We start from the raw sequence: 24,046 nt of genomic DNA on the forward strand, positions 1-24,046 counted from the left end.
GAACACTAACTGTCTGTTTAGCGCCCGCCCCTTGGGGCGGGCATTTTTCTCTATGTAGGTTTTTATGTATGTCAGACGCCCACGTTGAACATAGCGCCCTACCCGGCCAGCATGAACTCTCCATGACCGTGTTAATGACACCCGACATGGCCAATTTCAGTGGCAAAGTACACGGCGGTGCTATTCTTAAAAAACTCGATGAGGTGGCCTACGCTTGCGCAAGCCGCTATTCGGGTCACTATGTTGTCACGCTTTCCGTCGATCAGGTGTTGTTTAAACAGCCGATTCATGTCGGCGAGTTGGTGACTTTCTTAGCTAGCGTTAACCACGTAGGGCGCTCTTCTATGGAGATCGGGGTTAAGGTAGTGGCCGAAGATATTCGTGAAAAGCTGATTCGTCACACCAATAGCTGCTATCTCACCATGGTGGCGGTAGATTCAAATGGCAAGCCCGCGCTAGTGCCACCACTCGCCCTTAAAACCTCGCTACAGAAACTACGATTTGAAAAAGCAGCACTGCGTAAAAAACTACGTAAGCAAGCAGAGCAAGAAGAGTTGCTTACCCATCAACACCACCATCAACACCACTCTTAACGCTAAAACACACCGCAGAGCAAGGAGCCCTCATGCCCGTCAGGGAGCGCTACCCACACCTACCTAAAACCGTTGAGTATGCGCATATCGGTTGGGATTTTTTTATTCTCGCTGCGGTTATCATCAACCTTAGCCTGCTACTGTTTGACTCGCTGTTTCTGATTGGGCCAATTAACGATGCTATTGCCAGCCTTACACCCAGTTTCCACGCGTTTTACGACTCAGTAGTTCACAGCCGCTTTATTACTATTGATTTGTTTTTTGTCGCTATCTTTATAGCGGATGTACTGCTGGGATGGGCGGTAGCGATTGCCGAACGCCGTTATCACCGCTGGTTTTTCTACCCGTTTGTCCACTGGTATGACGTACTGGGCTGCATTCCACTCAGCGGGTTCCGCTTATTGCGCGTGCTGCGCGTGGTATCGCTATTAAATCGGCTGCATCGACTGCGCTTGATTGATGTAACAAGTTGGGACAGCTACCGCTTTTTTGCCAAGTATTACGATATCCTGCTAGAAGAGCTTTCCGACCGCATTGCACTGCGCTTACTAGGTAATGTACAAGAGCAAATTGTGGCTAGCGATTCACTAACAGAGCGGGTCATTGATCGCGTTATCCTCCCTCGCAAGGCCCAGCTAATTCATGAAATTGCTCAGCGATTAGAAACAACGGTGGGGCAAGCCTATCAACAAAACCGTACCACTATCATGGCGGCGATTGATGACTTAGTTAGCCGAACACTACGGGAAAGCCCAGAAATTCAAAAACTACACCGCCTCCCCATGGGAAACACAGCCTCAAACGCTATGCAGGCCTCTCTTAGTGGGGTTGCTCAGCGGCTAGTGGATGAACTCGCCCAGGGCATTCACTCAGCTGAGTTTCGCCAACTGGTTGAGCGTACGGCTGAAACGGGCTTCAACAGTTGGCTAACCGTAGATGAAACAAGCGCGCATGTCACCGAACAAGTGCTTTACGACATTCTCGAAATGCTCAAAGAGCAGGTACGCCACCAAGGATGGAAAGACCGTTATAAATAGCCTGTTATGAGTAGCTTGTTTATCAACAACAGGGCTATTAATAGCCCTGTTATACGGTAATAGTTGCCAACGGCGGCTGAGCCAAGCACTGCTTAATAACATTCAGTGCCTGGGTTAATGTCTGCCTGTCTGCAGCAGCCCCAATACAAATCCTAATCGCCTGGGGCGCTGGCGTACTTCCCACACAAAAAGGCTCCGCACTTGAAACTTTAACGCCTTGCAGCTGCAAGCGTTCACACAGCTCAATGGCACGACTTCCCTCCGGCAACGTAAGCCAGACATTGCTGCCGTTATGACTTCGGCCCAGCGTGTAACCGAAAAATATCTCTGTCACTATTTGCTGTCGCGCGGCTAGCTCCTCGGTTTGCCACGTAAGCAGTGAAGCCGCCTCGGGCTGAGCGATCCAATAACAGGCAATATCAACCATTAGTGGCGGCACCATCCAACTTTGTGCCCTTAATCCGGCGGCAAGGCGTTCAAGCAGTTTATTAGGCGTCCGCAAGACACCAATACGCAGCCCACCCGCTAGTACCTTTGCGGTACTGAAGACAAACAGCGTTCGCTCTGGCGCTAACTGATACAGCGGTGTGCCGCGCTGCTCAGCAGGCAAATACTGCACACCATCTTCCAGTAGCCAACTGTCATAACGTCTGGCAAGCGCCACTAATTGCTCTCGCCGAGCCTCGCTAAGACAAGCGCCGGTAGGATTATTCTGATCAGGTGTCACATAGATTAACCTGGGTGCCTGGCGGGCGCACTGAGCCTCCAGCGCCTCCATACACATTCCCGATTCATCAAAGGCAATGCCCACCATTTTTAGGTGTGCTTGCTGGGCAGCGCTAATTGCGCCTGGATAGGTCAAGGCATCGATCGCTATCAGTTCACCAGGGCGCAGCAACGTGCTAAGCACAAGACTAATGCCATGCTGCCCTCCCTGAGTAATCAGCAGCTCATCTGCGTTCAGCGACATACCTAACTGCGCTAGCCATTCTGCCAACCTCTCGCGGTGACCTTCGGCTCCCCTCGCATCAAGATAGGAGACTCCTCGCGTTACTGCAGAAGGCGATTCGCTCATTGCCTTTAAAGCAGCACTGAACGCCTGCAAACGAAGTGGGTGAGGCGGCGGCAAACTTAAGCTTAAATCGATGACATCACTGTCATCACCCGTCCGCCATGCCATGTCAAAAACGGTTTTTGGCGCAGGTTGCTTGACGAAGGTTCCACTGCCTACTCGAGCGGTTACCCAGCCATGGTGCTCTGCCTCAGCATACCCCCGGGTAACGGTGCCTACGGTCACCCCCAATGCATCCGCTAAGCGCCGCTGAGGTGGCAAGCGTTCGCCTGGGGCAAGCTCGCCGGCCGAGATGGCTGCGCCAATGGACTGGGCAATAGCGCGATAGCGTGGCCCAGAAAAACACTCAAGTGAAGGCACCCAAATTGTCATGGTGACAATAAAACCTTTGACGTAGATTTACCCGCCATTATGCTTACAAAAGCGATCAAAAAACAATCTAAACCACAAAATTGTATGGATACAAAATGAACAACGAATGGCTACTGCTTGGCCCGGCTGCGCTTTATATGATGTCGATGACGCTTACCCCTGGGCCAAACAATATTATGCTGACCGCCTATGGGGCGAATTTTGGTTTTCGCAGAACTATGCCTCATATGTGGGGCATTTTAGGCGGCTGTTTTCTGCTGTTTTCCGGTATCGCGCTGGGGCTTGGCGTCTTGTTTGAACGCTTTCCTATGGTGCAAATGACACTCCGCTGGGTGGGTAGCGCCTATCTGCTGTATTTAGCTTGGAAGATAGCCACTGCACCGCCGCCGAATCTCAAAGGAACTCAACACGGCGTGCCGCTAACTTTTTTGCAAGCCGCAATGTTTCAATTCGCTAATCCTAAAGCTTGGGTAATGGGGCTGGCGTTGATGGCAGGATTTCTCCCCGAAAACGGGCAGCCAGTAGTAAATGCGCTAGTGTTAGCTGGTTTTGCAGAATTGGTCGCGCTGCCGTGTATTGCTTTATGGGCAGCGTTTGGCAGCGCTATTGGGCAGTGGATAAAAAGTGATAAAGCTTGGCGGCTGTTTAATATCACCATGGGGTTATTAACGGCCGCCTGTGTTGTACTGATCTTACGCTAGCCGCAGCGCAACGCTTCAATCATGTCGTTACTTTCAAGCAGAATATTTAAGCGATCTTCTCGGTAGTCTAAGGTAGCGGCACTGTTAGGCCTGAGTACTCGTACCTGCTGAGCGCCGCTCTCATTTTGTAGAGTGGGTACATTGGCTTCATCAAAAGGAGCGCCAATAGCGTACTGAACTGCTTCAGCATCGCACCTAGTGTTCATCTCAGCAGAAGGCTGGCCTACAGTAGGTGGCTTTGGGGCAGGGACATTCTCGGGAGAACCAGCACATGCCACCAACAAGACCGAGACTGGTAATACCGATGCGAGTAATACCGTAAGGCTACCCAATTTTTTCTTAGCGTAGCGTAATGGGTGATTCATGATGATTCTTCCTTGTTTGGCTAATAACTACCCACAATGCAAAACGGGTTAGACAACTATGCCTAACCCGTTCATTCACGCCAAGACGTGCCAATAATAAATAGCCTTAACTTGCCGCATCTTGTACTGCTTGACCGCCCTCTTCAACATCCTGTCCTGCACCTGAAATAGTGTTGCAGCCCGCTAGAGCGCCCGCCGTCATTAAAAGAATAAAGCTAATACCCATGAGTTTTTTCATCTGTGTTCTCCTTAACAAAGTATTCAACAATCGGGAAGCTCCGACGGTAGCCTTACCGTCTGGGAGTGCTTTTAGCGTAACAGATTTTAATAATTTTGCTTGTTTCGGTACCGACTTAGCCGTTATTGGCAAGAGGCAGAGGAACTGAGCAGCTGCTATGCTAGCTTTTATTATGTAAAGGAGTACTTAATTGAAAACGTTTGAACTTGATCCGCGACTAGAAGCGGATACATTGCCGCTTGCCGACCTTCCTCTATGTCGTGCGCTGTTAATGAACGATGCACGCTACCCTTGGGTAATTCTGGTACCTAAGCGCGATTCAATTAGCGAAGTGTTTGAACTTAGCCACGAGGACCAGACACAGCTATGGCGGGAAGCCACGCTGCTAGGAGCTGCGATGAAGGAGGCTTTTCACGGTGATAAGCTCAATATTGCCACCTTAGGCAATGTTGTCAGCCAGCTGCATATTCACTTGGTAGTGCGCTATAAAGATGATGCCAGCTGGCCTGCACCGGTATGGGGAAACGGCAGCCCTGAGCCTTATGAGCTAGCCCTTCAAGGCAGCCGACGTGAACAGTTGCTTGCCCAGATTGAGGGGTTGAAGTTTTAACAAACAAAGCATTGCTTAAAACAAAACATTGCTTAATTCCCTAGCAATGGTCCCTGCCTTGATGGTGGCTCGCTGAGCAATGGGCCACTAGCAGGCTGGGCAGCGCCAGCCATGGAAAGCGATATGCCTAGCGCAACAATGAGCGCACCGCCAGTAAGCGCTGCCCAGCCAGCCGCTTTTTCAACCACCTGTCGGCTGCTCTGTTGCTGTAACCGTTTAGCCGCCCAACCGCGAGCTAAGATGCTTGCCAGCGCCAGCACAGAAACGGTAATACCGGTACCCAGAGACATGGCTAACACCGAAGCGACTCCCACATAAAACTGCCCCAGCAGGCTAGCAGCCCCCAACATCAACACTGCCCCAGTACAGGGTCTCATACCGATCGCACCGACGGTCATCAATGCGGTGCGCCAGTCGAGCGCTTGCTGAGGTTCAATATGATGAGCGCCTCCGCAGCAGTGGGAATGATCATGGCTATGACTGTGTTCAGCAGCATGGCTAGCGTGTGCGGAATAAGCGTGGCGCAATTGTTTAATGGCGCGCCAGCATAACCAGCCACCTAACAGTGCTACTAACATAAAACTGGCTTGTTCCACCCACGCTACGCTACCCATTGCCTGACGGGTCAGCCAGCCAAGGCCATGTACGAGTACAGCCACCATGGCAATCGCTGTAATCCCTTGTAGCAAGGCTGCCGCAAAGGAAAGCCCCAAGGCGCGCCGGGTGGCACCACCGTGAGACGCTAAATACGTCGCTAATACCGCTTTACCATGCCCAGGCCCTGCAGCATGAAAAACGCCATAAGCAAAACTTACCCCTAGTAGCGTCAGCCACGTAGTGGCAGAAGGCGTGCGGGAAAGCTCGGTAATAGCAAGCGTCAGAGTACGGTGTAAATCTCGCTGCCAAGCCAGCAGTTGAAGACTAACCCCCTGCAAATTAGCCTGTACGATGACGACCAACAGCAGCGCCCCAAACACGGTCAGCGCTCCCCATAACAGTTGTTGCCGCGTTAAAGGCATTGCCCCTCCACTGAAAAGTTATAAAGTAACACTACTGTCAAGTAACACTTTATACACGACCTTCCAGGTTTTCCGCTAGTCGCATTCAACCCGCCCCGTTTCTGCAAAATGGCGGCCCAATCCTGGCTCACCTTCTTCGTCCACATCTAACAGCGCGGCTTGCATAACCAGTTCCGGATCAGGGTCAGCAGGTAACACGCTTAAACGGCAGTCAGGTTCACCATTAAGAATCAGTGCCTGCTCAGAGGGTGCCCCTTCCTCTTCTTCGTGCACCACTTCGATATAGTAGGTTGGATCAAAGACCTGATACTCCAGCATTCGTCCGGCCAATGGCTGAGGCGTTGCTAACGGCAGAATAAACATAAAGGTTAAGCGGCCATCACGCTCCAACGCCGTGTATTCAGACACCTCACCCAGCGCTTGTGGTTCGCCATCTACACGAATCTCCGTAAAGTAGTGCTGCTGCGACAAGTTGTCACGGATGTCGCTGCCTAGCTGGTCAAGGCCTTCTTGCAGATTGCTGCCTTGAACCTGCTGTAACTCTTCGAACACCACCAAACTGTAAAAAGGGTCCATTCGCCACGTTTGATGAAGCCCTGTTGCAATCCCCTCATTGTTTGTTATCACCCGCACACTGAGATCGACCCAGCCATGGGGGTGAGCCATCACCGGACTGCTGCTTAACGCGCCGCTAACACCTACTGCCAACACTACCCAGTAACCGCGGAGTTTATTCAGCAAATTTCCATGCGCGGGCAATACGCCTATCACGGCAATTCTCCTAATTTATGTTGCAGCTCAACCAACCAAGGATCTAATACACGCGGTGGCAGTGGCTGATTGCCACGCAACGCCGATAAGCTGACATAGCTACCACCCGCCACCTCACTTACCTGTAGTTGCAGGCGATACTCAGGCCAGCGGGCTAGCGTTGCCTCTGCGCGCCCTAGCGCTAAATCAGCGTGCCGCACGACATAGCCCTGCTCCATCATTAACTCAATGGCTTCGCGGAACGTTTGCTCTGGGGAAGCGTTGTAACGTAGCTCTCGCGGCTCTAGTGGCTGTGTCGTTGCACAGCCTGCCAGCGTAATAGTCATGAGTAGCGCGGTGGCCGTTAAAAAGAAGTGCTTACGTAGTGGTTTCATAACGCCCCCGGGGTAGCTGCTGCTTGCTTAAACGCAGTTTGGAAACGCTGACAAAAATCATCATTGCTCGCGCTGTAAGATTCACGCAGATCCCCTAAGTGGTCAAAGCGACGAATATCTCGTGAAAGCCGGATATAGCCATCGCGAGCCAGTAGCGACACCCGCTCTACTTCGACTGGTTGGTGCCGGAAACCAGCTCCAAACCCACCACCAATCCCCAGCCCAATGCTTGAACCACCGCGCCCCAAACCGAAGCCACCAAATACCCGCATGTTTCGCCCATACCCAAAGTCGTTATCATAAGGGTCATAGTAACCAATTAAATCTCGCCGCCGACTAGCGGTCACAAGCCCTAGATCGGTGTCAGTAGTTTCAAGCTCAAAACCCCATGTTTCCAATACGCCAATACTTTGTGTCAGCACCTCCAACGATGGAGTCTTTTGACTAGGCTGATCGCTTGGAAAATAGCAGGCTGCCGAAGGGGCTGGCTCCGCTTGAGGAAGGCGCTCAGGCACTGTTTGGCAGCCTGTCACTAGTAACAAGCACGTCATGCTAATCGGTAGTATTGCCTTCATGAGTGATCCTCTCGCCCCAGTGGCGGCTGGTGTGTCATCGAACGCCGCGCTAAGCTCGCTGGCAACCATTAAGATAAATGATAAAAAACTACGACAAATAGTTATGACAACGCATTAAGGAGGCTGTGCGATGAATGTTCTGCTTTGCCCCGATAGTTTTAAAGATGCGCTTAGCGCTGAACAAGCGGCAAGCGCCATGGCAAGCGGTATTCAGCGGGCTGCGCCAACCGCCACGATTAACCTTTGCCCGCTGGCCGATGGCGGCGAAGGCAGCTTGGAAGCGCTTATTGCCGCCACCAACGCCGAACGCCGTCAGCTAACCGTACAAGATGCCTTGGGGCGGCCGCGACAAGCATCTTGGGGCTGGCTAAGCGAGCAGCGTACCGCGTTTATCGAGCTGGCAGAAGCCAGTGGGCTGCAGCACCTAACCACTCACCAACGTAATGCCCTGCATACCACCACTTACGGCGTCGGAGAATTGTTTCTCGCAGCGCTGGACGCTGGTGCCACGAGGGCGCTGCTTTTTTTAGGTGGTAGTGCTACCAATGACGCAGGAGCAGGCATGCTCCAAGCACTGGGAGCCAAATTAGTAGATAAGAACGGCGATTCGCTTCCTCCCGGTGGCGCAGCACTCCAGCAGCTTGCAACGCTCGACCTTTCCACGCTAGATCCGCGTTTAAACAACCTAGAGGTTGAAGCCGCCGTGGATGTCGATAACCCCCTATTAGGGCCTCGTGGGGCGAGCGCTGTCTTTGGCCCGCAAAAAGGCGCATCACCTGATGATGTCGACACCCTTGACCGCGCAATTGGCCATTTTGCTGACCTAAGCGCCCAAGTGTTGGGTCGCGATGAGAAAGAATTAGCAGGTGCAGGAGCGGCGGGTGGTATGGGGTTTGCTGCTCGCTGCTTTCTTAACGCCACCCTTACGCCAGGCATTGAGATGATTATGCAGCAGGCCAAGCTTCCCAGCCTGCTTCCTAACGTTGACCTAATCATTACTGGAGAAGGTCGTCTCGATGGCCAAAGCCTTTCGGGTAAAACGCCCATTGGCGTTGCGCGGCTTGCCAAGCGCCATGGCAAGCCCGTCATTGTGCTGGCCGGTAGCCTAGGTGATGGCTGGCAGGCGTGTTTAGAAGAGGGTGTTACTGCCTCATTTGCCCTTGCCGATGGTCCAATGGCGCTTGAAGACGCCCTACCACGTACTGCAGAGTTGCTTGCTGACCGCTGTGAGAGTATTACAAGACTTTGGCTTGCTCGGTAAGCCAGCCGCCCCTTGAAAATACATCTCCCCTTGAAAAACTAACTTAGCGCCTATATCTCTTTTATTAGACGCACATTCAGCGGCATATCAGTACTGTACTACGTTGCGTCAGCGATGAGTCAGCCGTCGCCAGCTCACCGCCAAGGTAATGTTATGACGCTATTGACGCGATGCAGAAAACTTGTTTTGCAACGCCCACTAAGCGTCTTAAGCTAAATCAAACGATTTGATAACCGTACTGTTTTTAGCGCGGCTACCACCATGGAGGAGCACGATATGAGTGATACAAATAGCATCGGCTTACACGAAGGTAGCGCAAGCCAACTAGCTGAGAAACTTAATCACCTGCTGGCCAATTATCAGATCTTCTATATGAACGTTCGTGGCTACCACTGGAATGTCCGAGGCAGCGATTTTTTTGAGCTACATGCCAAGTTCGAAGAGTTTTATACGGATCTGCTGACTAAAGTCGACGAAGTGGCGGAGCGAATTTTAACGCTCGGCCACAAGCCCATTCATGCGTATAGCGACTATGTAAAAATTTCGCGTATTGAAGAAGATAAAGACGTTCATGATGGCCAAACCTGCGTAAAAGGCGTACTCACCGGTTATCAAACACTGATTGAATTACAGCGGGAATTGCTAGCAATTGCGTCGGATGCTGACGATGAAGGCACCGCTGCGCAAGCCGGTGACTACATTCGCGAGCAGGAAAAAACCGTATGGATGCTCAACGCTTACCTGAGCAAATAATGCGATGTTTACGATGTTTACCTTGCTGACGGCTGACGTGAGCATCAGGTAAGCACTATCAAAAACGGCACCCATAGCGGTGCCGTTTTTTTATGGCGATTTGTCTAACGAGACTTCGCCAACGTTTCAATAAAATCGCGCAACATCTCCCAGAACTCTGCTACCGATTCAATTTCTACTCGCTCGTCTGGCGAATGCGCGCCGCGAATCAGAGGGCCAAACGAAATCATGTCTAAATGTGGGTATTTACTTCCTAAAATGCCACATTCAAGGCCTGCATGAATCACCTTAACCTCGGGTTCGCGGCCCATTAATGCAGCATGCCGAGTGTTAAAAATAGCAAGCAAGGGGCTTTGTGGATTGGGTGCCCAGCCGGGGTAGCCATTTTCCACTTTTACTCTAGCGCCCATCAGGCCAAACAGCGCCTGAAAACGACTCGACATCGCGTCAGTGGCACTGTCATGCAATGAACGCACCAGTGCACAAAGATGGAAACGACCGTTTTCCACGCTTAATACACCCAAATTGTTCGAGGTTTCCACTACCCCCGGCACATCCGCACTCATGCGCTCAACCCCACAAGGGGCTGCATGCAGCGCAGCCAGCAGCATCGCACTGGCGTCCCGCGTTAACGGTTCAGCGTCAGCCAGCTCCACTCGCTCCGCAATGAGCGCCATATTGCTATCGCCACTGCCCAATTCAGTTTTCAGTGTATCGGCAAGCGCTTCCACCATCCCCAACGCCGCGTTAACTTCATCAGCAGGCAGAGCAACTTGTGCAAACGCCTCACGGGGGATGGCATTACGCAGCGTGCCCCCCTGGTAACTAATCAGCCGCGCACCAAAGGTTTCCAATGCCCACAGCACGCGGACTAGCAAACGGTTCGCGTTACCCAGAGGCTTATCAATATCCATCCCTGAGTGCCCGCCTTTCAAGCCGGTCAGCGCCAGCGAGATCACTTGTTCATCTTCTTGTAGGACGGTAGTGGGAAGTTGCGCATTCACCACTACATCAGCACCACCCGCACAACCAATATACACTTGGCCGCGATCTTCGCTGTCTAAATTGAGTAGCAACGACCCTTCCAGCCAGTTCTCGGCGAGATTGAGCGCGCCGCCCATAGAAGTCTCTTCCTCTAGCGTAAACAGCGCTTCTAAAGGGCCATGAGTAAGCTCTGGATCTTCTAAAACAGCGAGTATGGCTGCCACCCCAAGGCCATTATCAGCCCCTAGTGTGGTGCCATCAGCAAATAACCAACCCTCTTTTTCATACGTCTGAATAGGGTCACGGGTAAAATCGTGGTCATGCCCAGCGTTAGCTTGCGCCACCATATCTAGATGGCCCTGCAACACGATGCCTGGCGCGCTTTCACAGCCGGACGTGGCGGGCTTACAAATGCGCAGGTTGCCAAAAGCATCCCGGTCGTGGGATAGCCCCTGGGAATCAGCCCAGGCCTCTAGCGTCGCCACTAGCGCGGCTTCATGGCCAGAGGGGCGTGGCGTATTACATAGTGTGCGAAAGTGCTGCCACACTAAACGTGGCTCGAGGGCTTCTAGATGTGCGTTCATGGAAACTCTTCATTATCGATAACCAGTTTACTTTACCCGCCTGAGCTACTGGGGAAAAGCGTGCGCTGTTCAATAATTTGTTGAGTCGCACGACGAATTAGCCGCACTGACTCGCCGTGTGCTTTCGCTAACGGCTGGTTTTGAAAGGCCCAGGCAATCAGCTGTTGGTGGGCTATTTGCACCTCTTGTCCTAATAACCAATGGCTAGCCTCTCTGGCCAGCGCCTGAAGCGACGTTCTTGCCAATGCAGGGTCACGGTGCCCATACGCCACATCTTCTACTGCCTGAGTATCAGTGCTGCTAAGCGGTAAACGAGGCAAGGACGGCAACAGTAACGCGACGATCGGTGCGGGCAGTGTCGCTAACTCAAAGGCTAATAGCGTTATCAACGAGGCCGCAAAAGAGTCATGCAGAGACGTCAGCACTGCTTGCCCTTCGCTTGTCAGCGCTCGCGCCACCATAATGGCGTACTCGCCGGTCGCCGCTTCTCGGGTGATACCTAAGCGAACAGGTACGAAACCGAGCGCCAACCAAAAGCGAAGCAACGAGGCTTCGGCACCAAAGGTAGCCCCGTAAAGCGCGACCCCTTGCTGGCTAGCATCGGCTATATCGTCTTCTAACAACCAGCGCCCTAATCCTTCACGGCGCCGCTCTGGATGAGTAGCAATGCGCGCTACCCGCCGCCAGCGAGAGGTTAACGCCTCACGACTGCCACTGTGAGCCGCTAACGACTGGGCCAGTAGATGACCTTGAGGACGCCGCTCACCACGAGCCACCTGCTCAGCAAGTGCAGCATTAAAGTCACCTTCTTCCCGAGTCACCAAAACGGCCTGAGGCTCTTTTGATGCGATGATTGTGCGAATAGCGGTGCCAGGGCCATCCAACAGTTGGCGTAAGTCACTGGGCGTGGTGCGATAGTGGGACTGCACTAGCAAGCCAAACAGTTTTGCTAAGCACTCAGGCTGCTTGGCTAACTGAGCCTGAGCAAGTGCAATAGAGACGGTCTGACACTCCGTACCAGCGTGTGACTCAGGTAACTGAGCCTCAGGTAGCGGAGCATTGAGCAGCAGCAACGTTTGAATAGTCGCTTCTAAAGGGTCGCCCGCTGACCAGCGAATAGGAGCTTCAAGAGCTAGCTCTCGCCACTGGGGTGCTTTGCTATTTAGCACCTCGCGAAAACGTAGTGCAAAGCCGCGCCCAGAACCTTCATAACCATGCACGGTGGTGGCAAACGCGATACGGGGGAATGCAACCAACCACTGGGCTAGCAAGGCCGCAGGAATAGCTGCCGCTTCATCGACAAGTAAATAGCTGCCACTGCCGCCGAGCGCTGCTTGGTGAACTTGTTCGTTTAGCGCATCAGGAGGAAGAAAACACAGCGAGCTACCATTCGGCAGTTCAAACCGCGCGTGGCTGAGACGCTGGCCTTCCGGGCATAACGCTACCACTCGCGCAAATAGGCTTTCCACTGAACTAAGACGAGGTGCCGTCACTACCAGTTGCGTAATGCTTTTCTTCAATAAGCGAGCACAAGCAATCCCCAGTGCAGCGCTTTTACCCCGCCCTCGATCGGCAGTAATAACCAATGGTCGGCGACGCTTTAGTTTTACTAGTGCATTTACCGCACGAGCCTGGTCGGCAGTTAAACAGTCTGTGTCATCAAACGGAGCCGCACGCGATTCACGAATAGCTAGTTTGGGCAGCGTGAGGTGACCGTCAACTTCCCAGCGAACAATAGTGCTCTCACCCGTCAGTTGAAGCGCTAACCGCTTAAGGTAATGAGCGCTCAATGAAGCCCAGCGCCACGGGTAATCGGCAAAGCGGGCATAGTCAGGATCAGGCTGTTCACCCCAGCGGCTTGGCGTAATGATCACCAATAACCCACCAGCACTCACGGTGCCTGCCAAGGCTCCAAGCGCATCTGGATCTAATCCCTGGCTACCACTAGCATCTAGGACAACTAGCTGATGTTCCGCACCGAGCCGTGTGCGCGCTTTACTGGCTGGTAAACAGGGCGACACCGACGTCTCTTGCTCAGCCCCCACCCATAACGGCGCCTGCCACATTCGCACGTCCCATAGCCGTTGCGCCTGGTGGCGAGCCTTTTCAGGTGGCCCGTAGAGCCATACCAGTGTCCGCCAGCGCCGGCGCTGCAGACGGACGGCATGATGATCCAAGGCCGATACTTGCTTCATGACCGTCATTGGTTTTTCAACGCGGCAGCCCACGCGCATAGCATCTCCTTAGAATGTCTTTTGCTTACAACTTTGGTTGTAGGTTGGCGTGATTTTCAACGCTTTTAGAACTAACCATATGGTCAAAAAAGGCATCAAAAAGTATACAAATAACTGTTTTTAATGATTTTAATTTTTCAAAGAAGCTTCGTATAGGACGTTAAACTCTTTGGATTACTGATATTGCGCTGCAGTAGGTGGAGTGTGCTAGCTTAGCGATGCAGTCTAGCGGTATTTACTTTACGTAAACGTAAGCCATACCCGCTGCACTTTCCTGCTTTCAGGTAATGAACACTAATAACGCCAACCGCCAAAGTACCAGGAAACTCGCAATGAAAAAGATGACTAAATTTGCCTTAACTAGCCTCGCCGCTGGTGTCGCATTCGCCGCACTCACCTCTACTGCTCAAGCGCAAGAACAGTGGACAATGACCACTACCTGGCCAGAAAACCTCGACCTGATTAAGATTGATCAGCACTGGGCAGAGCTTGTAAACCAGCTGGCAGGCGACGAGGTACAGATTAATTTCCGCGCTGGGGGCACGCTAATGCCCGGCACTGAAGTCTTCGATGCTACCGAAACCGGTGCTATTCAAGCTGCTGGTGATTGGCCGGGCTACTGGGCAGGTTTGAACCCGGCATTTTCTCCACTTGCCACCACTACTAGCTTATTTAATGGCGTTGATTACTTGAACTGGATTCAGCAGTGGGGCGGTTTTGAGCTCTACCAAGAGATCTACGGTCAATACAATATGGTGTATTTGCCTTACGGTATTACCAACAATGAATCTGGCTTCATGGGCCGTACGCCAATCGAAAGTATCGCAGACCTTGAGGGTAAGCGCTTGCGCCTATCTGGACGTGACCAGGGCCGAGTTCTCGAAGAGCTAGGTGGCTCGCAGGTTACGCTAGCCGGTGGCGAAGTGTACCAAGCGATTGAACGCGGCGTGATCGACGCCGGTGAGTTCTCTACTCCAGGCGTTGACTTTAACGCAGGCTTTGCCGAAGTTGCCGACTACTGGGCGACACCTGGTTGGCACCAGTCGGCGAGCGTTTTCGGCGTTATGATCAACAAAGATTCCTGGGACGCCCTGTCTGAAGAGACCCAAGCGAAGCTAAGAACTGCCGCTGAAGCCACCATGGCATGGTCACTTTCCTGGTCAGAGCGTGAGTCTACTGAGGCTACGCGGAAGTTTATTGATGCGGGCGTCACCATTAACCAGTTCTCTGAAGAAGATCTGGCGCGCATTCAAGAAATTACCAATGAAGTGATCGTTCGCGGTGCTTGTGAGCACCCAGATCATGCAAAAGTTTACCACTCCATGATTAGCTACCTAGAAGACTACGCAGCATGGCGGGATGTTACCGCGCCATTCAACATGAGCCGCACCATGGATAACCTGCCTTCACTGGAAGAGATCGAAGCCTGCCTATAAGGCGTTCAAGTACTGCCCCAGCACGGCTGGGGCGGTTGGTGCTTAGCTGCGGAGACCTTCCATGAATGCGATTGCCAAGGCGATCGATGCAATTAACGAGCTGCTGGGCCGCATCATCGCACCGTTAATTGCCATCATTACTCTGATAGTGCTTTACGACATCGTGTCGCGCTTCTTCTTTGGCCGCCCTAGCGACTGGGCGTTTGATGTCACCAAGATGCTGTTTGGCGCGCACTTTATGCTAATGGCCGCTTATGGGTTACGTCATCATGCCCACGTGGAAGTCGACGTTATTAAGCGTCTGCTATCACGCAAAAAGCAGGCCGTACTAGACCTGCTCGGCTATTTAATCTTCTTTGTGCCGTTCATCTGGCTGCTGCTGACCTATGGCTGGCGGTTTTTTGAGCGTTCGTTTAGCCGTGGCGAAACGACCTACGGTATGGTCTCAATCCCGGTGTACCCAGTGAAAGGCGTTATCGTGGTCGCTGCTGTGCTTATTTTGTTGCAGGCGGTTGCTATCGTTCTGCGCGCCATTATGCAACTGCGTGAGGAGAAATCCGCATGAGTGCAGAACTACTGACGCTGGTGATGTTTGGTGGGCTTTTAGTTGGCCTGTTTATGGGTCATCCGCTTGCTTTTGTACTGGGTGGCATGGCAGTCATCGGCGCATATTTAGGGCCTGGCATCAACACCCTGGGGATCATCATTAACAACGTCTATGGCAACGCTATGGACAACTATGTATTAGTGGCTATCCCGCTGTTTATTTTGATGGCGCGCTTTCTTAATGATTCGGGCGTCACCGAAAAAATGTTTGATGCGATGCGACTACTGCTAGCGAACCTTCGCGGTGGACTAGCCCTTACCGTGGTCGTTGTATCTGTATTACTTGCAGCTACCACCGGTATTGTTGGCGCGTCGATTGCCGTTATGGGCATGATTGCCCTGGTGCCAATGCTGAAATATGGCTATAACAAAGAGTTAAGCGCAGGCGTTATCATGGCCAGCGGCTGCTTGGGCATTTTGATTCCCCCCAGCATTATGCTAATTTTGATGGCGAGCTATTCGCCTGTCTCCGTGGGTGCACTCTTTGCTGGTGCGTTGATTCCCGGCCTGATGCTGGGAGTGATGTATGCACTATACGTGCTGGTGATTTGCTGGCTAAAACCCAGCTATGGCCCTAAAGTGCCTGCGGCAGAACGGGCAGAAGTCAGCACAAAACAGCTGCTGATTATGCTGGGTAAGTACGTTGTTCCACCCATGTCGTTAATTCTCGGCGTACTGGGGGCTCTGTTTACCGGTGTAGCAACGGCCACTGAAGCATCTGCTATTGGTGTGTTTATCGCCTTCCTGCTGTTTTTAATCTTCGGCGACCGCAAGGTGTCTACCTGTTACAACACACTGATCGAAGCTGGTAAAACGACAACCATGGTAATGCTAGTGCTCGTCGGGGCCACAGCGTTTACCGGGGTGTTCTCGATTGGCGGCGGCATGACGGTGATTAGTGACTTTGTACTAGCCGTTCCAGGCGGAACTGTTGGTGCCCTACTGTTGATGCTGTTCCTGGTATTTATCCTCGGTATGTTCCTCGATTGGACCGGCATCGTGCTGCTAAGCTTCCCCATTATGCTGCCCATCATTGCACAAATGGATGTGGATGTGCTGTGGTTCGTCGTCATGGTAGCGGTAGTGCTGCAAACCTCCTTCCTAACGCCACCCTTTGGCTATGCACTGTTCTATTTAAAGGGTGTAGCACCACCAGGAGTAGAAATTGTTGATCTCTACAAAGCAGTCGTACCCTTTGTAATCATAATTCTCTTCGCTTGCATACTGATGGCGCTTTTCCCTAGCTTGATTACGGGACTGCCAAGCATGTTGGTGGGTTATTCGTAACCACATGCTATTAGCGCTAAACGCCTAACATCCCCCCGCCTAGCGGGGGGATTTTTTTGTTAGCAGTAATGTTGGCTGCAGCCGCCTAACGCAAGTGATACTATTTGCAGCTGCTATTTCTTCGCATTGACGAGCCAAGCTGCCCCTCATCCAAGGAGACAACGACGTGTCTACGCCAGCTCGCCGCTCACCATCGGCCCTGTTTTCAGGTTTTGCCTCACGCTTTTCGCTGTCGCTTAACCCTTGGTCAATCGCCCTATTTTTGATCGCCCTCGTTGTCGCACTGCCCATTATTGTGGTTCTTAGCCATATTTTTGTGCCGACAGAAGGCGTTTGGCAGCACCTAGCAAGCACTGTATTGCCACGCTATCTCTCTAATACGTTTTGGCTGGTGCTATGGGTTGGCATTGGCACTCTAATTTTGGGGGCTGGTACCGCGTGGCTGGTCGTTATGTGCCGTTTTCCAGGCAAGCGTCTATTTGAATGGGCACTGTTGCTGCCACTAGCGGTACCGACGTATGTCATTGCCTACGCTTATACAGATTTTTTCCAGGTAGCGGGGCCGTTACAAAGCGCGCTACGCGAGTGGCTTGGCTGGCAAGTGGGCGACTACTATTTCCCTAATGTGCGCTCATTGGGCGGTGCAGCAACCCTGATTACATTTGTGCTTTACCCATATGTGTACCTGTTAGCTAGGGCTTCTTTTCTTGAGCAATCGGTCTGCGTGTTAGATGTAGGTCGCACATTAGGGCGTGGCCCTTGGCGCTTATTTGCTAGCGTAGCGCTGCCTCTTGCCCGGCCAGCGTTAGTGGGAGGTGTTTCACTGGTTCTAATGGAAACGCTTAATGAATTTGGGGCAGTACAGTTTTTTGGCGTAGATACCTTCACCACCGGCATCTATCGCACGTGGTTTGGCTTAGGTGAGCCTGTGGCCGCCGCTCAGCTAGCGGCCTGCTTGCTAACCTTTGTCATAGTGCTGGTTCTTTTAGAGCGCTATTCGCGGGGTAAGCGGCGCTACTTCCATACCACCAACCGGTATCAGCAGCTACCAGAATATCGTCTGCATGGATGGCATGCACTAGGGGCTACTCTTGCGTGTTTGCTGCCCATTGTTATTGGCTTTTTACTACCCAGCGGCATTTTGCTCAATATGGCGATTAAAACAGGCGATAGCCTGTTCGGCACGCGGTTTATTGGCTTTGCCGTGAATAGCCTTAGCCTTGCGACCATTGCCGCATTAATCGCAGTAGGGTTAGCCGTGTTATTGAGCTATGGGGTAAGGCTCAACAATTCACCAAGCGCACGATTTTTCACGCGTATCGCCGCGATGGGTTATGCCATTCCCGGTTCGGTGGTAGCTGTTGGCATCCTCATTCCATTTGCCTGGCTAGATAACTCGCTGAACATGTGGCTACACGAACACTATGGAAAAATCATTGGTCTGGTATTTAGCGGCTCAGCGTTTATTTTGATTTACGCCTATGTGGTGCGCTTTTTAGCTGTCTCGTTTAATGCGGTAGAAGCGAGCCTTGGCAAGGTAACGCCTAGCATGGACGCTGCCTCTCGCACGTTAGGCCAAACCGCTGGCGGCACGCTACGTCGGATTCATACGCCGCTGATGCGGAGCAGTCTGCTAGCAGCCGGGATTTTGGTATTTGTCGATGTGATGAAAGAGTTACCCGCCACGATCATCTTGCGGCCTTTCAACTTTGACACCTTAGCAGTGCGTGCCCACAGCTTAGCCTCAGATGAACGCCTAGCAGAGGCATCCACTGCTTCGCTGACGATAGTGGTGGTTGGCATTTTACCAGTGATTTTACTCAGCTTGGCAATGCGCCGGGCACGTCCTGGTAGCCAGGCCGAGTAATGAAAACGGCTAGCCGTTGAAACCGCCAGCCGCCAAAAACGATAGATTAAGCCGGAAAGATAAACACCTGGGAGTGGTCTAAGTCGATATCAATCGGCTGCCCCTCCTGGGGTAAGAATACCCCAGGCACACGGGCGTGAAGGTGGGCTTCTTGTCCGTCGTTACCATGGGCACATAAGTGAATGAGGCTTGAGCGCCCCAGCAGCTTAGCCATAACCACGTGGCTATGATTATGCGGTTCCGCAGGCACATCACGCTCTCTAATACGTAATGCTTCGGGACGAATCATCACCTGAGCATGGCTACCTTCTGGCAGCCAGCTGGCATCCACCGGACCGACGGGCGTAGCCACAAAGCCCCCCTTAACGACACCGCTTAATTCATTCACTTCGCCGAAAAACGTGACGACAAAGGGGTCTACTGGCGCGCAATAAAGCTCGCGGGGGGTCCCTGTCTGGACGATTTTACCATCCCGCATCAGTGCAATGCGATCTGCCATAAACATGGCTTCTTCAGGGTCATGAGTCACTAGCAGGGTTGCTGAGCCGAGCTTTTTCAACACGTGCAGCGTATCGTCTCGGATACGATCCCGTAGCCGCGCATCCAGGCTAGAAAATGGCTCATCCAGCAACATCAATTTAGGCGTAGGAGCTAGGGCACGCGCCAGTGCCACACGCTGCTGCTGCCCACCTGACAACATATGCGGATAACTTTCTGCATAGTCGGCCATGCCGAGTTGAGCTAGCAGCTCAAGTGCACGCTCCTGACGCTGACTTGAAGGCAAACTTTTCAGACCGAAGGTAACGTTTTCGAGCACGCTAAGGTGTGGAAATAGGGCAGAGTCTTGGAAGGCAAGGCCTACATTACGCTTTTCCGGCGGAACATGACGCTTACCCGGTGCCGCAATAGAAAGACCATCAAGACTCACCGATCCTTCCTGCACAACCTCTAACCCCGCAGCAATCCTAAGCAGTGTGGTTTTGCCACAGCCAGAAGGGCCAAGCAAGCACACTACTTCGCCTGGAGCGATATCAAGATCAATGCCTTTTACCACTTTATTCGCCGCAAACGTGTGCTGAACACCACGAAGCGACAATGCTGATGCAGGAGCCGACACATCGGAAAGTGACACAGTTGCCGTCATTATTTCACCATTGTCTCGTCCACCCGCGACATGATAAACGCATGCCGCTGCGAACACGGTTGAAAGTTATTTGCATTCTATTTTCTATTGAGCAGAGATGCACGCTTCTTACTAAATAGAGGATGCGTTTCATTAGCATTTAACTTGACGCCAACCGGGAGAAGCGTTTCAATACGCGATGTCGCTAATGCAACTTATTATCATAAACATTCAGGGTGTTTGTTATGAAAAAAGCACGTCTCACGGCTACCGTAGCTGCCATCATGGCAGGTTCTGCTTTTGCAGGTAGCGCGCTCGCCAACGAAGTCAACATTTACTCCGCTCGCCATTACGATTCTGACGAGATTCTCTACAAAGCGTTCACAGAAGAGACCGGGATCGAGGTTAACGTACTAGAGGGCGATTCCGACCAGTTGATGGAGCGCATGCAGCGTGAAGGCATTGCGAGTCCTGCTGACGTAATGCTCACCGTTGACGCGGGTCGCCTATGGCGCGCCGAGCAGGATGGCCTTTTTCAAAGCGTAGACTCGGACGTGCTTAACGAGCGCCTGCCAGAATCAATGCGTCACCCTGAAGGTTTGTGGTTTGGCTTTAGCCAGCGTGCACGGGTTATTTTCTACAACCGCGAGAACTTTGACCCTAGCCAAATTGCTACTTACGAAGATCTGGCCGACCCGCAGTTTGAAGGCCAAGTATGTATCCGTTCTTCCAACAACATTTACAACCAGTCGCTGCTCGCCTCAATGATTGAGCATCACGGCGAAGAAGGCGCGCAAGAGTGGGCTGAAGGCGTTGTGAGCAACATGGCACGCGATCCAGAAGGCGGTGATACCGACCAGATTCTTGGCGTTGCAAGCGGCGAGTGTGACTTGGCAGTTGCGAACCACTACTACTACGTTCGTCTGCTACATTCTGATGACGACGCTGACCGCGAAGCGGCACGCAAAGTAGGGATGATTTTCCCCAATCAGGATGATCGCGGCACCCACGTTAACGTTGGCGGTGCAGGCTTGGTGGCTAACGCACAGAACCCAGAAAACGGCATTCGCTTCCTGGAGTTCTTAGCCTCTGACGAAGCTCAGGAAGTACTGGCTGATCGCAACTACGAGTTCCCTGTTGTTGAAGGCATCAAGAAAAATCCGGTGCTCGAATCTTGGGGTGATTTCACCAAAGACGATATCAACATCAGCATCTTGGGCGAGAATAACCCAGAAGCGATCCGTATTTTTGATCGCGTGAGCTGGCGTTAAGCGCTGTGGCCCTTTGGGCCACAAGCCTGTACTAAAAAAACACCTGCAGCTTAGCTGCAGGTGTTTTGTGTTGGATTATCGATTACGAGCCCGTAACGTTTAAGCCTTACTTAGCCTAGCGGGCTTAATACTAGTGGGCTTCATCCCAGTTAGCACCGCTTTCCGCTTCAACAATCAGTGGCACGTTTAGGGTCGCGGCGGCTTGCATTCGTGTTTGGACCTGCTCGATAAACGCCTCAACTTGCGCGTCGGCCACTTCAAACACTAGCTCATCGTGTACCTGCATGACCATGAGTGCATCGAAATCGCCTTCAGCAAGCCAAGCATCAACATCAATCATCGCCTGCTTAATAATGTCTGCTGCCGTGCCCTGCATGGGCGCATTAATCGCAGTGCGCTCAGCGCCCTGACGGCGGTTGCGGTTTTGCGAGTGGATCTCGGGTAGGTACAAACGCCGCCCTAGCACGGTTTCTACAAAGCCATCTTCCGCGGCCTGGGTGCGAATACGATCCATATAGCTAGCAACGCCAGGATAACGGTCAAAATAGCGGTCGATATAAGTTTGCGCCTGGTTGCGGTCAATATGCAGCTGGCGTGACAAGCCCCAGGCACTCATGCCGTAAATCAGGCCAAAGTTGATGGCTTTGGCGCTGCGCCGCTGATCGGCAGAAACCTTTTCAAGCGCGGTACCGAACACTTCAGCGGCAGTTGCGGTGTGGATATCTCGCCCTTCTGCAAAAGCACTTAACAAGCCTTTATCTTCAGACAGGTGCGCCATAATGCGCAGCTCAATTTGCGAGTAGTCGGCCGCCACAATGCGATAGCCTGGACGCGCCACAAACGCTTGGCGGATTTTGCGCCCCTCTTCTGTACGAATCGGTATGTTTTGCAAGTTAGGGTCAGATGACGAGAGACGCCCTGTCGCTGTTACCGCTTGGTGATAGCTGGTATGCACCCGCCCCGTCGTTTTATTGAGCAGGCGCGGTAGCTTATCGGTATAGGTAGATTTCAGCTTTGCCAACCCACGGTGCTGCATAATCACCTTGGGCAACGGATAATCTAGCGCCAGCTCTTCTAGCACTGCTTCGGCGGTTGAGGGCGCGCCTTTGGGGGTTTTCTTGATCACCGGAATCTTCTGCTCTTCGAACAGAATCTGCCCCAACTGCTTGGGTGAACCAAGGTTAAACTCACGACCTGCTAGCTCAAACGCTTCACTCTCAAGCTCGCGAATACGTCGCTCTAGTTGCTGGCTCTGTTCGTGGAGGCGCTCGGCATCCAACGCCACGCCATTGCGCTCAATCCGCGACAGCACGTTAATCAGTGGTAATTCAAGGTGATCCAGCACCTCTGCTAAACGCCCTTCCCTTTCAACCTGGGGACGCAGTATGTCTTGCAGCCGCAACGTGATATCCACATCTTCACAGGCATAAGGAACCGCTTGCTCTAAGGCAATCTGGTTAAACGTGAGCTGCTTCGCCCCTTTTCCTGCGATCTCTTCGAAGGAGATGGTTTTTTCGCCCAGATACTTCAGCGCCAGCGAATCCATGTCGTGGCGAGTGGCGGTGGAGTTCAGTACGTAAGAAGCGAGCATGGTGTCGGCCAGCGGGCCCACCACACCAATATCATAGTTTGCTAGCACGGAAATATCGTACTTAAGGTTCTGGCCGATCTTGGTTTTTTTAGGATCTTCCAGTAGCGGCTTCAACGCCTGTAGTACCTGTTGGCGATCAAGCTGCGCGGGCGCATCCAGGTAGTCGTGGGCCAGGGGGATATAGGCGGCTTCACCGGCTTCAAGTGCCAAACCAACGCCTACAATATCGGCGTCCATATAATTCAAGCTAGTGGTTTCTAAATCGAAGCAAAAACGCTCGGCTTTCTTCAGACGCGCTAACCACACCTCAAACTCAGCTTGCTCTACAATGATATGGTCATCGCGCTGGCTAGCGGTCGCGGTATTATCGGCCGTATCAATATCGGCATTATTAGGCGCGGGCTCGCCACCCTTAACGTCATCAACACCCTCGTCGTTGCCTGCCAGCAGCTCAGCCAACCACTGCTTAAACTCCATCTCTTTATAGAGTTCCACCAGCGCTTCGCGGTCTGGATGCGCAATATCCAAGTCATCCAGCCCCACGGGCAGGTCACAGTCGGTCTTAATGGTTGCTAGCTGATAAGAGAGAAAGGCCTGCTCACGGTGCTCTTCAAGCTTCTTCGGTAACGTTTTCGCGCCACGGAAACTAAGCGTTTTGACGCGTTCCAGATCACCATAAATTGTCTCTAAACCACCTTCCATGCCTTGTAATAGACCAATGGCAGTCTTTTCGCCCACCCCCGGCACGCCGGGAATGTTATCAACCTTGTCACCCATCAGGGCCAAGAAATCAATAATCAGCGCTGGAGGGAGACCAAATTTTTCTTTAACACCCGCTTCGTCGAGCGTTTCCTCTTTCATGGTATTAACCAACGTAATATGGGCGTTTACCAACTGCGCCATATCTTTATCGCCGGTCGAGATCACCGCATCACGGCCAGCCTGGGTGGCATGGTGAGCCAGCGTGCCAATCACATCATCGGCTTCCACCCCTTCAATACACAGAAGCGGTAAGCCTAGTGCTTTTACACAGGCATGTAGCGGTTTAATTTGGCTGCGCAAATCGTCCGGCATGGGCGGCCGGTGGGCTTTATAGTCGCTATACATCTCATCGCGAAAGGTTTTTCCTGGCGCATCAAACACCACAGCCATTGGGCTTTCGGGATAATCTTTGATCAGACGCTTGAGCATATTCAAGACGCCTTTCACAGCTCCTGTGGGCTGGCCGCTAGAGGTCGTTAACGGTGGTAGCGCGTGAAAGGCGCGATATAGGTACGAGGAGCCATCGACAAGCACGATAGGGGCACGGGCCATAACCAATT

Annotated in this window: 22 protein-coding genes; 11 read left to right on the plus strand and 11 right to left on the minus strand. The window is 52.4% G+C overall.

Translation table 11 applies throughout. From position 1 onward, the window contains the following. Positions 1-68: 68 nt before the first annotated feature. Both M0220_RS05025 and M0220_RS05030 read left to right on the plus strand, forming a co-directional pair. Positions 69-593, plus strand: a complete 525-nt coding sequence (locus tag M0220_RS05025) for an acyl-CoA thioesterase (protein WP_264018856.1) — start codon at positions 69-71, stop codon at positions 591-593. Positions 594-625: 32 nt separating this feature from the next. After that, the gene (locus M0220_RS05030) at positions 626-1,630 is read left to right on the plus strand and encodes an ion transporter (RefSeq protein ID WP_264018858.1); all 1,005 of its coding nucleotides are present in this window, start codon (positions 626-628) and stop codon (positions 1,628-1,630) included. Between the two features lie 49 nt (positions 1,631-1,679). On the opposite strand, the gene M0220_RS05035 is transcribed toward M0220_RS05030, so the two are convergent. Continuing rightward, positions 1,680-3,074 (minus strand): aminotransferase-like domain-containing protein, encoded by a 1,395-nt coding sequence (locus tag M0220_RS05035; RefSeq protein ID WP_264018860.1) that lies wholly within the window; start codon positions 3,072-3,074, stop codon positions 1,680-1,682. A gap of 95 nt (positions 3,075-3,169) precedes the next feature. Between M0220_RS05035 and M0220_RS05040 the strand changes: the two genes are divergently transcribed. Further along, positions 3,170-3,775 (plus strand): LysE family translocator, encoded by a 606-nt coding sequence (locus M0220_RS05040; RefSeq protein ID WP_264018861.1) that lies wholly within the window; start codon positions 3,170-3,172, stop codon positions 3,773-3,775. On the opposite strand, the gene M0220_RS05045 is transcribed toward M0220_RS05040, so the two are convergent. Together M0220_RS05045 and M0220_RS05050 are read right to left on the minus strand one after the other, a co-directional pair. Further along, the gene (locus M0220_RS05045) at positions 3,772-4,140 is read right to left on the minus strand and encodes an I78 family peptidase inhibitor (RefSeq protein ID WP_030074740.1); all 369 of its coding nucleotides are present in this window, start codon (positions 4,138-4,140) and stop codon (positions 3,772-3,774) included. The two genes, M0220_RS05040 and M0220_RS05045, sit on opposite strands and share 4 nt — an antisense overlap. A 106-nt stretch (positions 4,141-4,246) precedes the next feature. Continuing rightward, positions 4,247-4,378, minus strand: a complete 132-nt coding sequence (locus tag M0220_RS05050; protein ID WP_030074738.1) for an entericidin A/B family lipoprotein — start codon at positions 4,376-4,378, stop codon at positions 4,247-4,249. A 190-nt stretch (positions 4,379-4,568) separates the two neighbouring features. Between M0220_RS05050 and M0220_RS05055 the strand changes: the two genes are divergently transcribed. After that, positions 4,569-4,988 carry an HIT family protein gene (locus M0220_RS05055; RefSeq protein WP_030074736.1) on the plus strand — a complete coding sequence of 140 codons (420 nt, stop codon included), beginning with the start codon at positions 4,569-4,571 and terminating at the stop codon, positions 4,986-4,988. 32 nt (positions 4,989-5,020) lie between these two features. On the opposite strand, the gene M0220_RS05060 is transcribed toward M0220_RS05055, so the two are convergent. The 4 genes from M0220_RS05060 to M0220_RS05075 form a co-directional block, all read right to left on the minus strand. Then, positions 5,021-6,007, minus strand: a complete 987-nt coding sequence (locus M0220_RS05060) for a nickel/cobalt transporter (protein WP_030074734.1) — start codon at positions 6,005-6,007, stop codon at positions 5,021-5,023. A gap of 75 nt (positions 6,008-6,082) precedes the next feature. Beyond that, entirely contained in the window at positions 6,083-6,778 is a 696-nt protein-coding gene (locus tag M0220_RS05065) for a DUF1007 family protein (RefSeq protein WP_156963091.1), read from the minus strand. After that, positions 6,775-7,152, minus strand: a complete 378-nt coding sequence (locus tag M0220_RS05070; protein WP_264018863.1) for a hypothetical protein — start codon at positions 7,150-7,152, stop codon at positions 6,775-6,777. The genes M0220_RS05065 and M0220_RS05070 overlap by 4 nt, the downstream gene beginning before the upstream one ends. Then, positions 7,149-7,727, minus strand: a complete 579-nt coding sequence (locus M0220_RS05075) for a hypothetical protein (protein WP_264018864.1) — start codon at positions 7,725-7,727, stop codon at positions 7,149-7,151. Before M0220_RS05075 ends, M0220_RS05070 begins: the two co-directional genes overlap by 4 nt. A 130-nt stretch (positions 7,728-7,857) precedes the next feature. Between M0220_RS05075 and M0220_RS05080 the strand changes: the two genes are divergently transcribed. Together M0220_RS05080 and M0220_RS05085 are read left to right on the plus strand one after the other, a co-directional pair. After that, positions 7,858-8,988, plus strand: coding sequence for a glycerate kinase (locus tag M0220_RS05080; protein ID WP_264018865.1), 1,131 nt, complete (start codon positions 7,858-7,860; stop codon positions 8,986-8,988). A gap of 276 nt (positions 8,989-9,264) precedes the next feature. Then, positions 9,265-9,741 carry a Dps family protein gene (locus M0220_RS05085; RefSeq protein ID WP_009724882.1) on the plus strand — a complete coding sequence of 159 codons (477 nt, stop codon included), beginning with the start codon at positions 9,265-9,267 and terminating at the stop codon, positions 9,739-9,741. Positions 9,742-9,845: 104 nt separating this feature from the next. On the opposite strand, the gene M0220_RS05090 is transcribed toward M0220_RS05085, so the two are convergent. Both M0220_RS05090 and M0220_RS05095 read right to left on the minus strand, forming a co-directional pair. After that, positions 9,846-11,309, minus strand: coding sequence for an aminoacyl-histidine dipeptidase (locus M0220_RS05090; RefSeq protein WP_264018867.1), 1,464 nt, complete (start codon positions 11,307-11,309; stop codon positions 9,846-9,848). Positions 11,310-11,341: 32 nt separating this feature from the next. Then, complete coding sequence (locus M0220_RS05095) at positions 11,342-13,543, minus strand: tRNA(Met) cytidine acetyltransferase TmcA (RefSeq protein ID WP_030074722.1); 2,202 nt, start codon at positions 13,541-13,543, stop codon at positions 11,342-11,344. Between the two features lie 332 nt (positions 13,544-13,875). Here M0220_RS05095 and dctP point away from each other — a divergent pair, with 332 nt between their 5' ends. The 4 genes from dctP (at position 13,876) to M0220_RS05115 (ending at position 18,739) form a co-directional block, all read left to right on the plus strand. Next, positions 13,876-14,979, plus strand: a complete 1,104-nt coding sequence (gene dctP, locus M0220_RS05100; RefSeq protein ID WP_030074720.1) for a TRAP transporter substrate-binding protein DctP — start codon at positions 13,876-13,878, stop codon at positions 14,977-14,979. A 61-nt stretch (positions 14,980-15,040) separates the two neighbouring features. Next, complete coding sequence (locus M0220_RS05105; RefSeq protein ID WP_009724886.1) at positions 15,041-15,544, plus strand: TRAP transporter small permease subunit; 504 nt, start codon at positions 15,041-15,043, stop codon at positions 15,542-15,544. Beyond that, positions 15,541-16,872: a TRAP transporter large permease gene (locus tag M0220_RS05110; RefSeq protein ID WP_198023743.1), complete on the plus strand. Its 1,332-nt coding sequence runs from the start codon at positions 15,541-15,543 to the stop codon at positions 16,870-16,872. The genes M0220_RS05105 and M0220_RS05110 overlap by 4 nt, the downstream gene beginning before the upstream one ends. Positions 16,873-17,038: 166 nt before the next feature. Next, positions 17,039-18,739 (plus strand): ABC transporter permease, encoded by a 1,701-nt coding sequence (locus tag M0220_RS05115; RefSeq protein WP_030074716.1) that lies wholly within the window; start codon positions 17,039-17,041, stop codon positions 18,737-18,739. Between the two features lie 46 nt (positions 18,740-18,785). Here M0220_RS05115 and M0220_RS05120 read toward each other — a convergent pair whose 3' ends face one another. Then, entirely contained in the window at positions 18,786-19,883 is a 1,098-nt protein-coding gene (locus M0220_RS05120) for an ABC transporter ATP-binding protein (protein WP_030074714.1), read from the minus strand. Positions 19,884-20,107: 224 nt separating this feature from the next. On the opposite strand from M0220_RS05120, the gene M0220_RS05125 reads away from it, so the two are divergent. Further along, on the plus strand, positions 20,108-21,133 hold the full coding sequence (locus M0220_RS05125) for a Fe(3+) ABC transporter substrate-binding protein (protein WP_030074712.1): 1,026 nt from the start codon (positions 20,108-20,110) through the stop codon (positions 21,131-21,133). Between the two features lie 130 nt (positions 21,134-21,263). Here the strand turns inward: M0220_RS05125 and polA are convergent, their stop codons facing one another. Next, on the minus strand, positions 21,264-24,038 hold the full coding sequence (polA, locus tag M0220_RS05130; protein ID WP_264018868.1) for a DNA polymerase I: 2,775 nt from the start codon (positions 24,036-24,038) through the stop codon (positions 21,264-21,266). Positions 24,039-24,046: the final 8 nt, after the last annotated feature.

The organism is Halomonas qinghailakensis, assembly GCF_025820815.1.
Lineage (GTDB): Bacteria > Pseudomonadota > Gammaproteobacteria > Pseudomonadales > Halomonadaceae > Vreelandella > Vreelandella qaidamensis.

What these genes read in the sequence shown, in the direction of transcription:
- M0220_RS05035 (WP_264018860.1), bottom strand. Translation starts at nt 3,074, where the DNA reads ATGACAATTTGGGTGCCTTCACTTGAGTGTTTTTCTGGGCCACGCTAT.
- M0220_RS05090 (WP_264018867.1), bottom strand. Translation starts at nt 11,309, where the DNA reads ATGAACGCACATCTAGAAGCCCTCGAGCCACGTTTAGTGTGGCAGCAC.
- M0220_RS05085 (WP_009724882.1), top strand. Translation starts at nt 9,265, where the DNA reads ATGAGTGATACAAATAGCATCGGCTTACACGAAGGTAGCGCAAGCCAA.
- M0220_RS05080 (WP_264018865.1), top strand. Translation starts at nt 7,858, where the DNA reads ATGAATGTTCTGCTTTGCCCCGATAGTTTTAAAGATGCGCTTAGCGCT.
- M0220_RS05125 (WP_030074712.1), top strand. Translation starts at nt 20,108, where the DNA reads ATGAAAAAAGCACGTCTCACGGCTACCGTAGCTGCCATCATGGCAGGT.
- M0220_RS05030 (WP_264018858.1), top strand. Translation starts at nt 626, where the DNA reads ATGCCCGTCAGGGAGCGCTACCCACACCTACCTAAAACCGTTGAGTAT.
- M0220_RS05120 (WP_030074714.1), bottom strand. Translation starts at nt 19,883, where the DNA reads ATGACGGCAACTGTGTCACTTTCCGATGTGTCGGCTCCTGCATCAGCA.
- M0220_RS05045 (WP_030074740.1), bottom strand. Translation starts at nt 4,140, where the DNA reads ATGAATCACCCATTACGCTACGCTAAGAAAAAATTGGGTAGCCTTACG.
- M0220_RS05095 (WP_030074722.1), bottom strand. Translation starts at nt 13,543, where the DNA reads ATGCGCGTGGGCTGCCGCGTTGAAAAACCAATGACGGTCATGAAGCAA.
- dctP (WP_030074720.1), top strand. Translation starts at nt 13,876, where the DNA reads ATGAAAAAGATGACTAAATTTGCCTTAACTAGCCTCGCCGCTGGTGTC.
- M0220_RS05050 (WP_030074738.1), bottom strand. Translation starts at nt 4,378, where the DNA reads ATGAAAAAACTCATGGGTATTAGCTTTATTCTTTTAATGACGGCGGGC.
- M0220_RS05040 (WP_264018861.1), top strand. Translation starts at nt 3,170, where the DNA reads ATGAACAACGAATGGCTACTGCTTGGCCCGGCTGCGCTTTATATGATG.
- M0220_RS05110 (WP_198023743.1), top strand. Translation starts at nt 15,541, where the DNA reads ATGAGTGCAGAACTACTGACGCTGGTGATGTTTGGTGGGCTTTTAGTT.
- M0220_RS05060 (WP_030074734.1), bottom strand. Translation starts at nt 6,007, where the DNA reads ATGCCTTTAACGCGGCAACAACTGTTATGGGGAGCGCTGACCGTGTTT.
- M0220_RS05105 (WP_009724886.1), top strand. Translation starts at nt 15,041, where the DNA reads ATGAATGCGATTGCCAAGGCGATCGATGCAATTAACGAGCTGCTGGGC.
- polA (WP_264018868.1), bottom strand. Translation starts at nt 24,038, where the DNA reads ATGGCCCGTGCCCCTATCGTGCTTGTCGATGGCTCCTCGTACCTATAT.
- M0220_RS05075 (WP_264018864.1), bottom strand. Translation starts at nt 7,727, where the DNA reads ATGAAGGCAATACTACCGATTAGCATGACGTGCTTGTTACTAGTGACA.
- M0220_RS05070 (WP_264018863.1), bottom strand. Translation starts at nt 7,152, where the DNA reads ATGAAACCACTACGTAAGCACTTCTTTTTAACGGCCACCGCGCTACTC.
- M0220_RS05025 (WP_264018856.1), top strand. Translation starts at nt 69, where the DNA reads ATGTCAGACGCCCACGTTGAACATAGCGCCCTACCCGGCCAGCATGAA.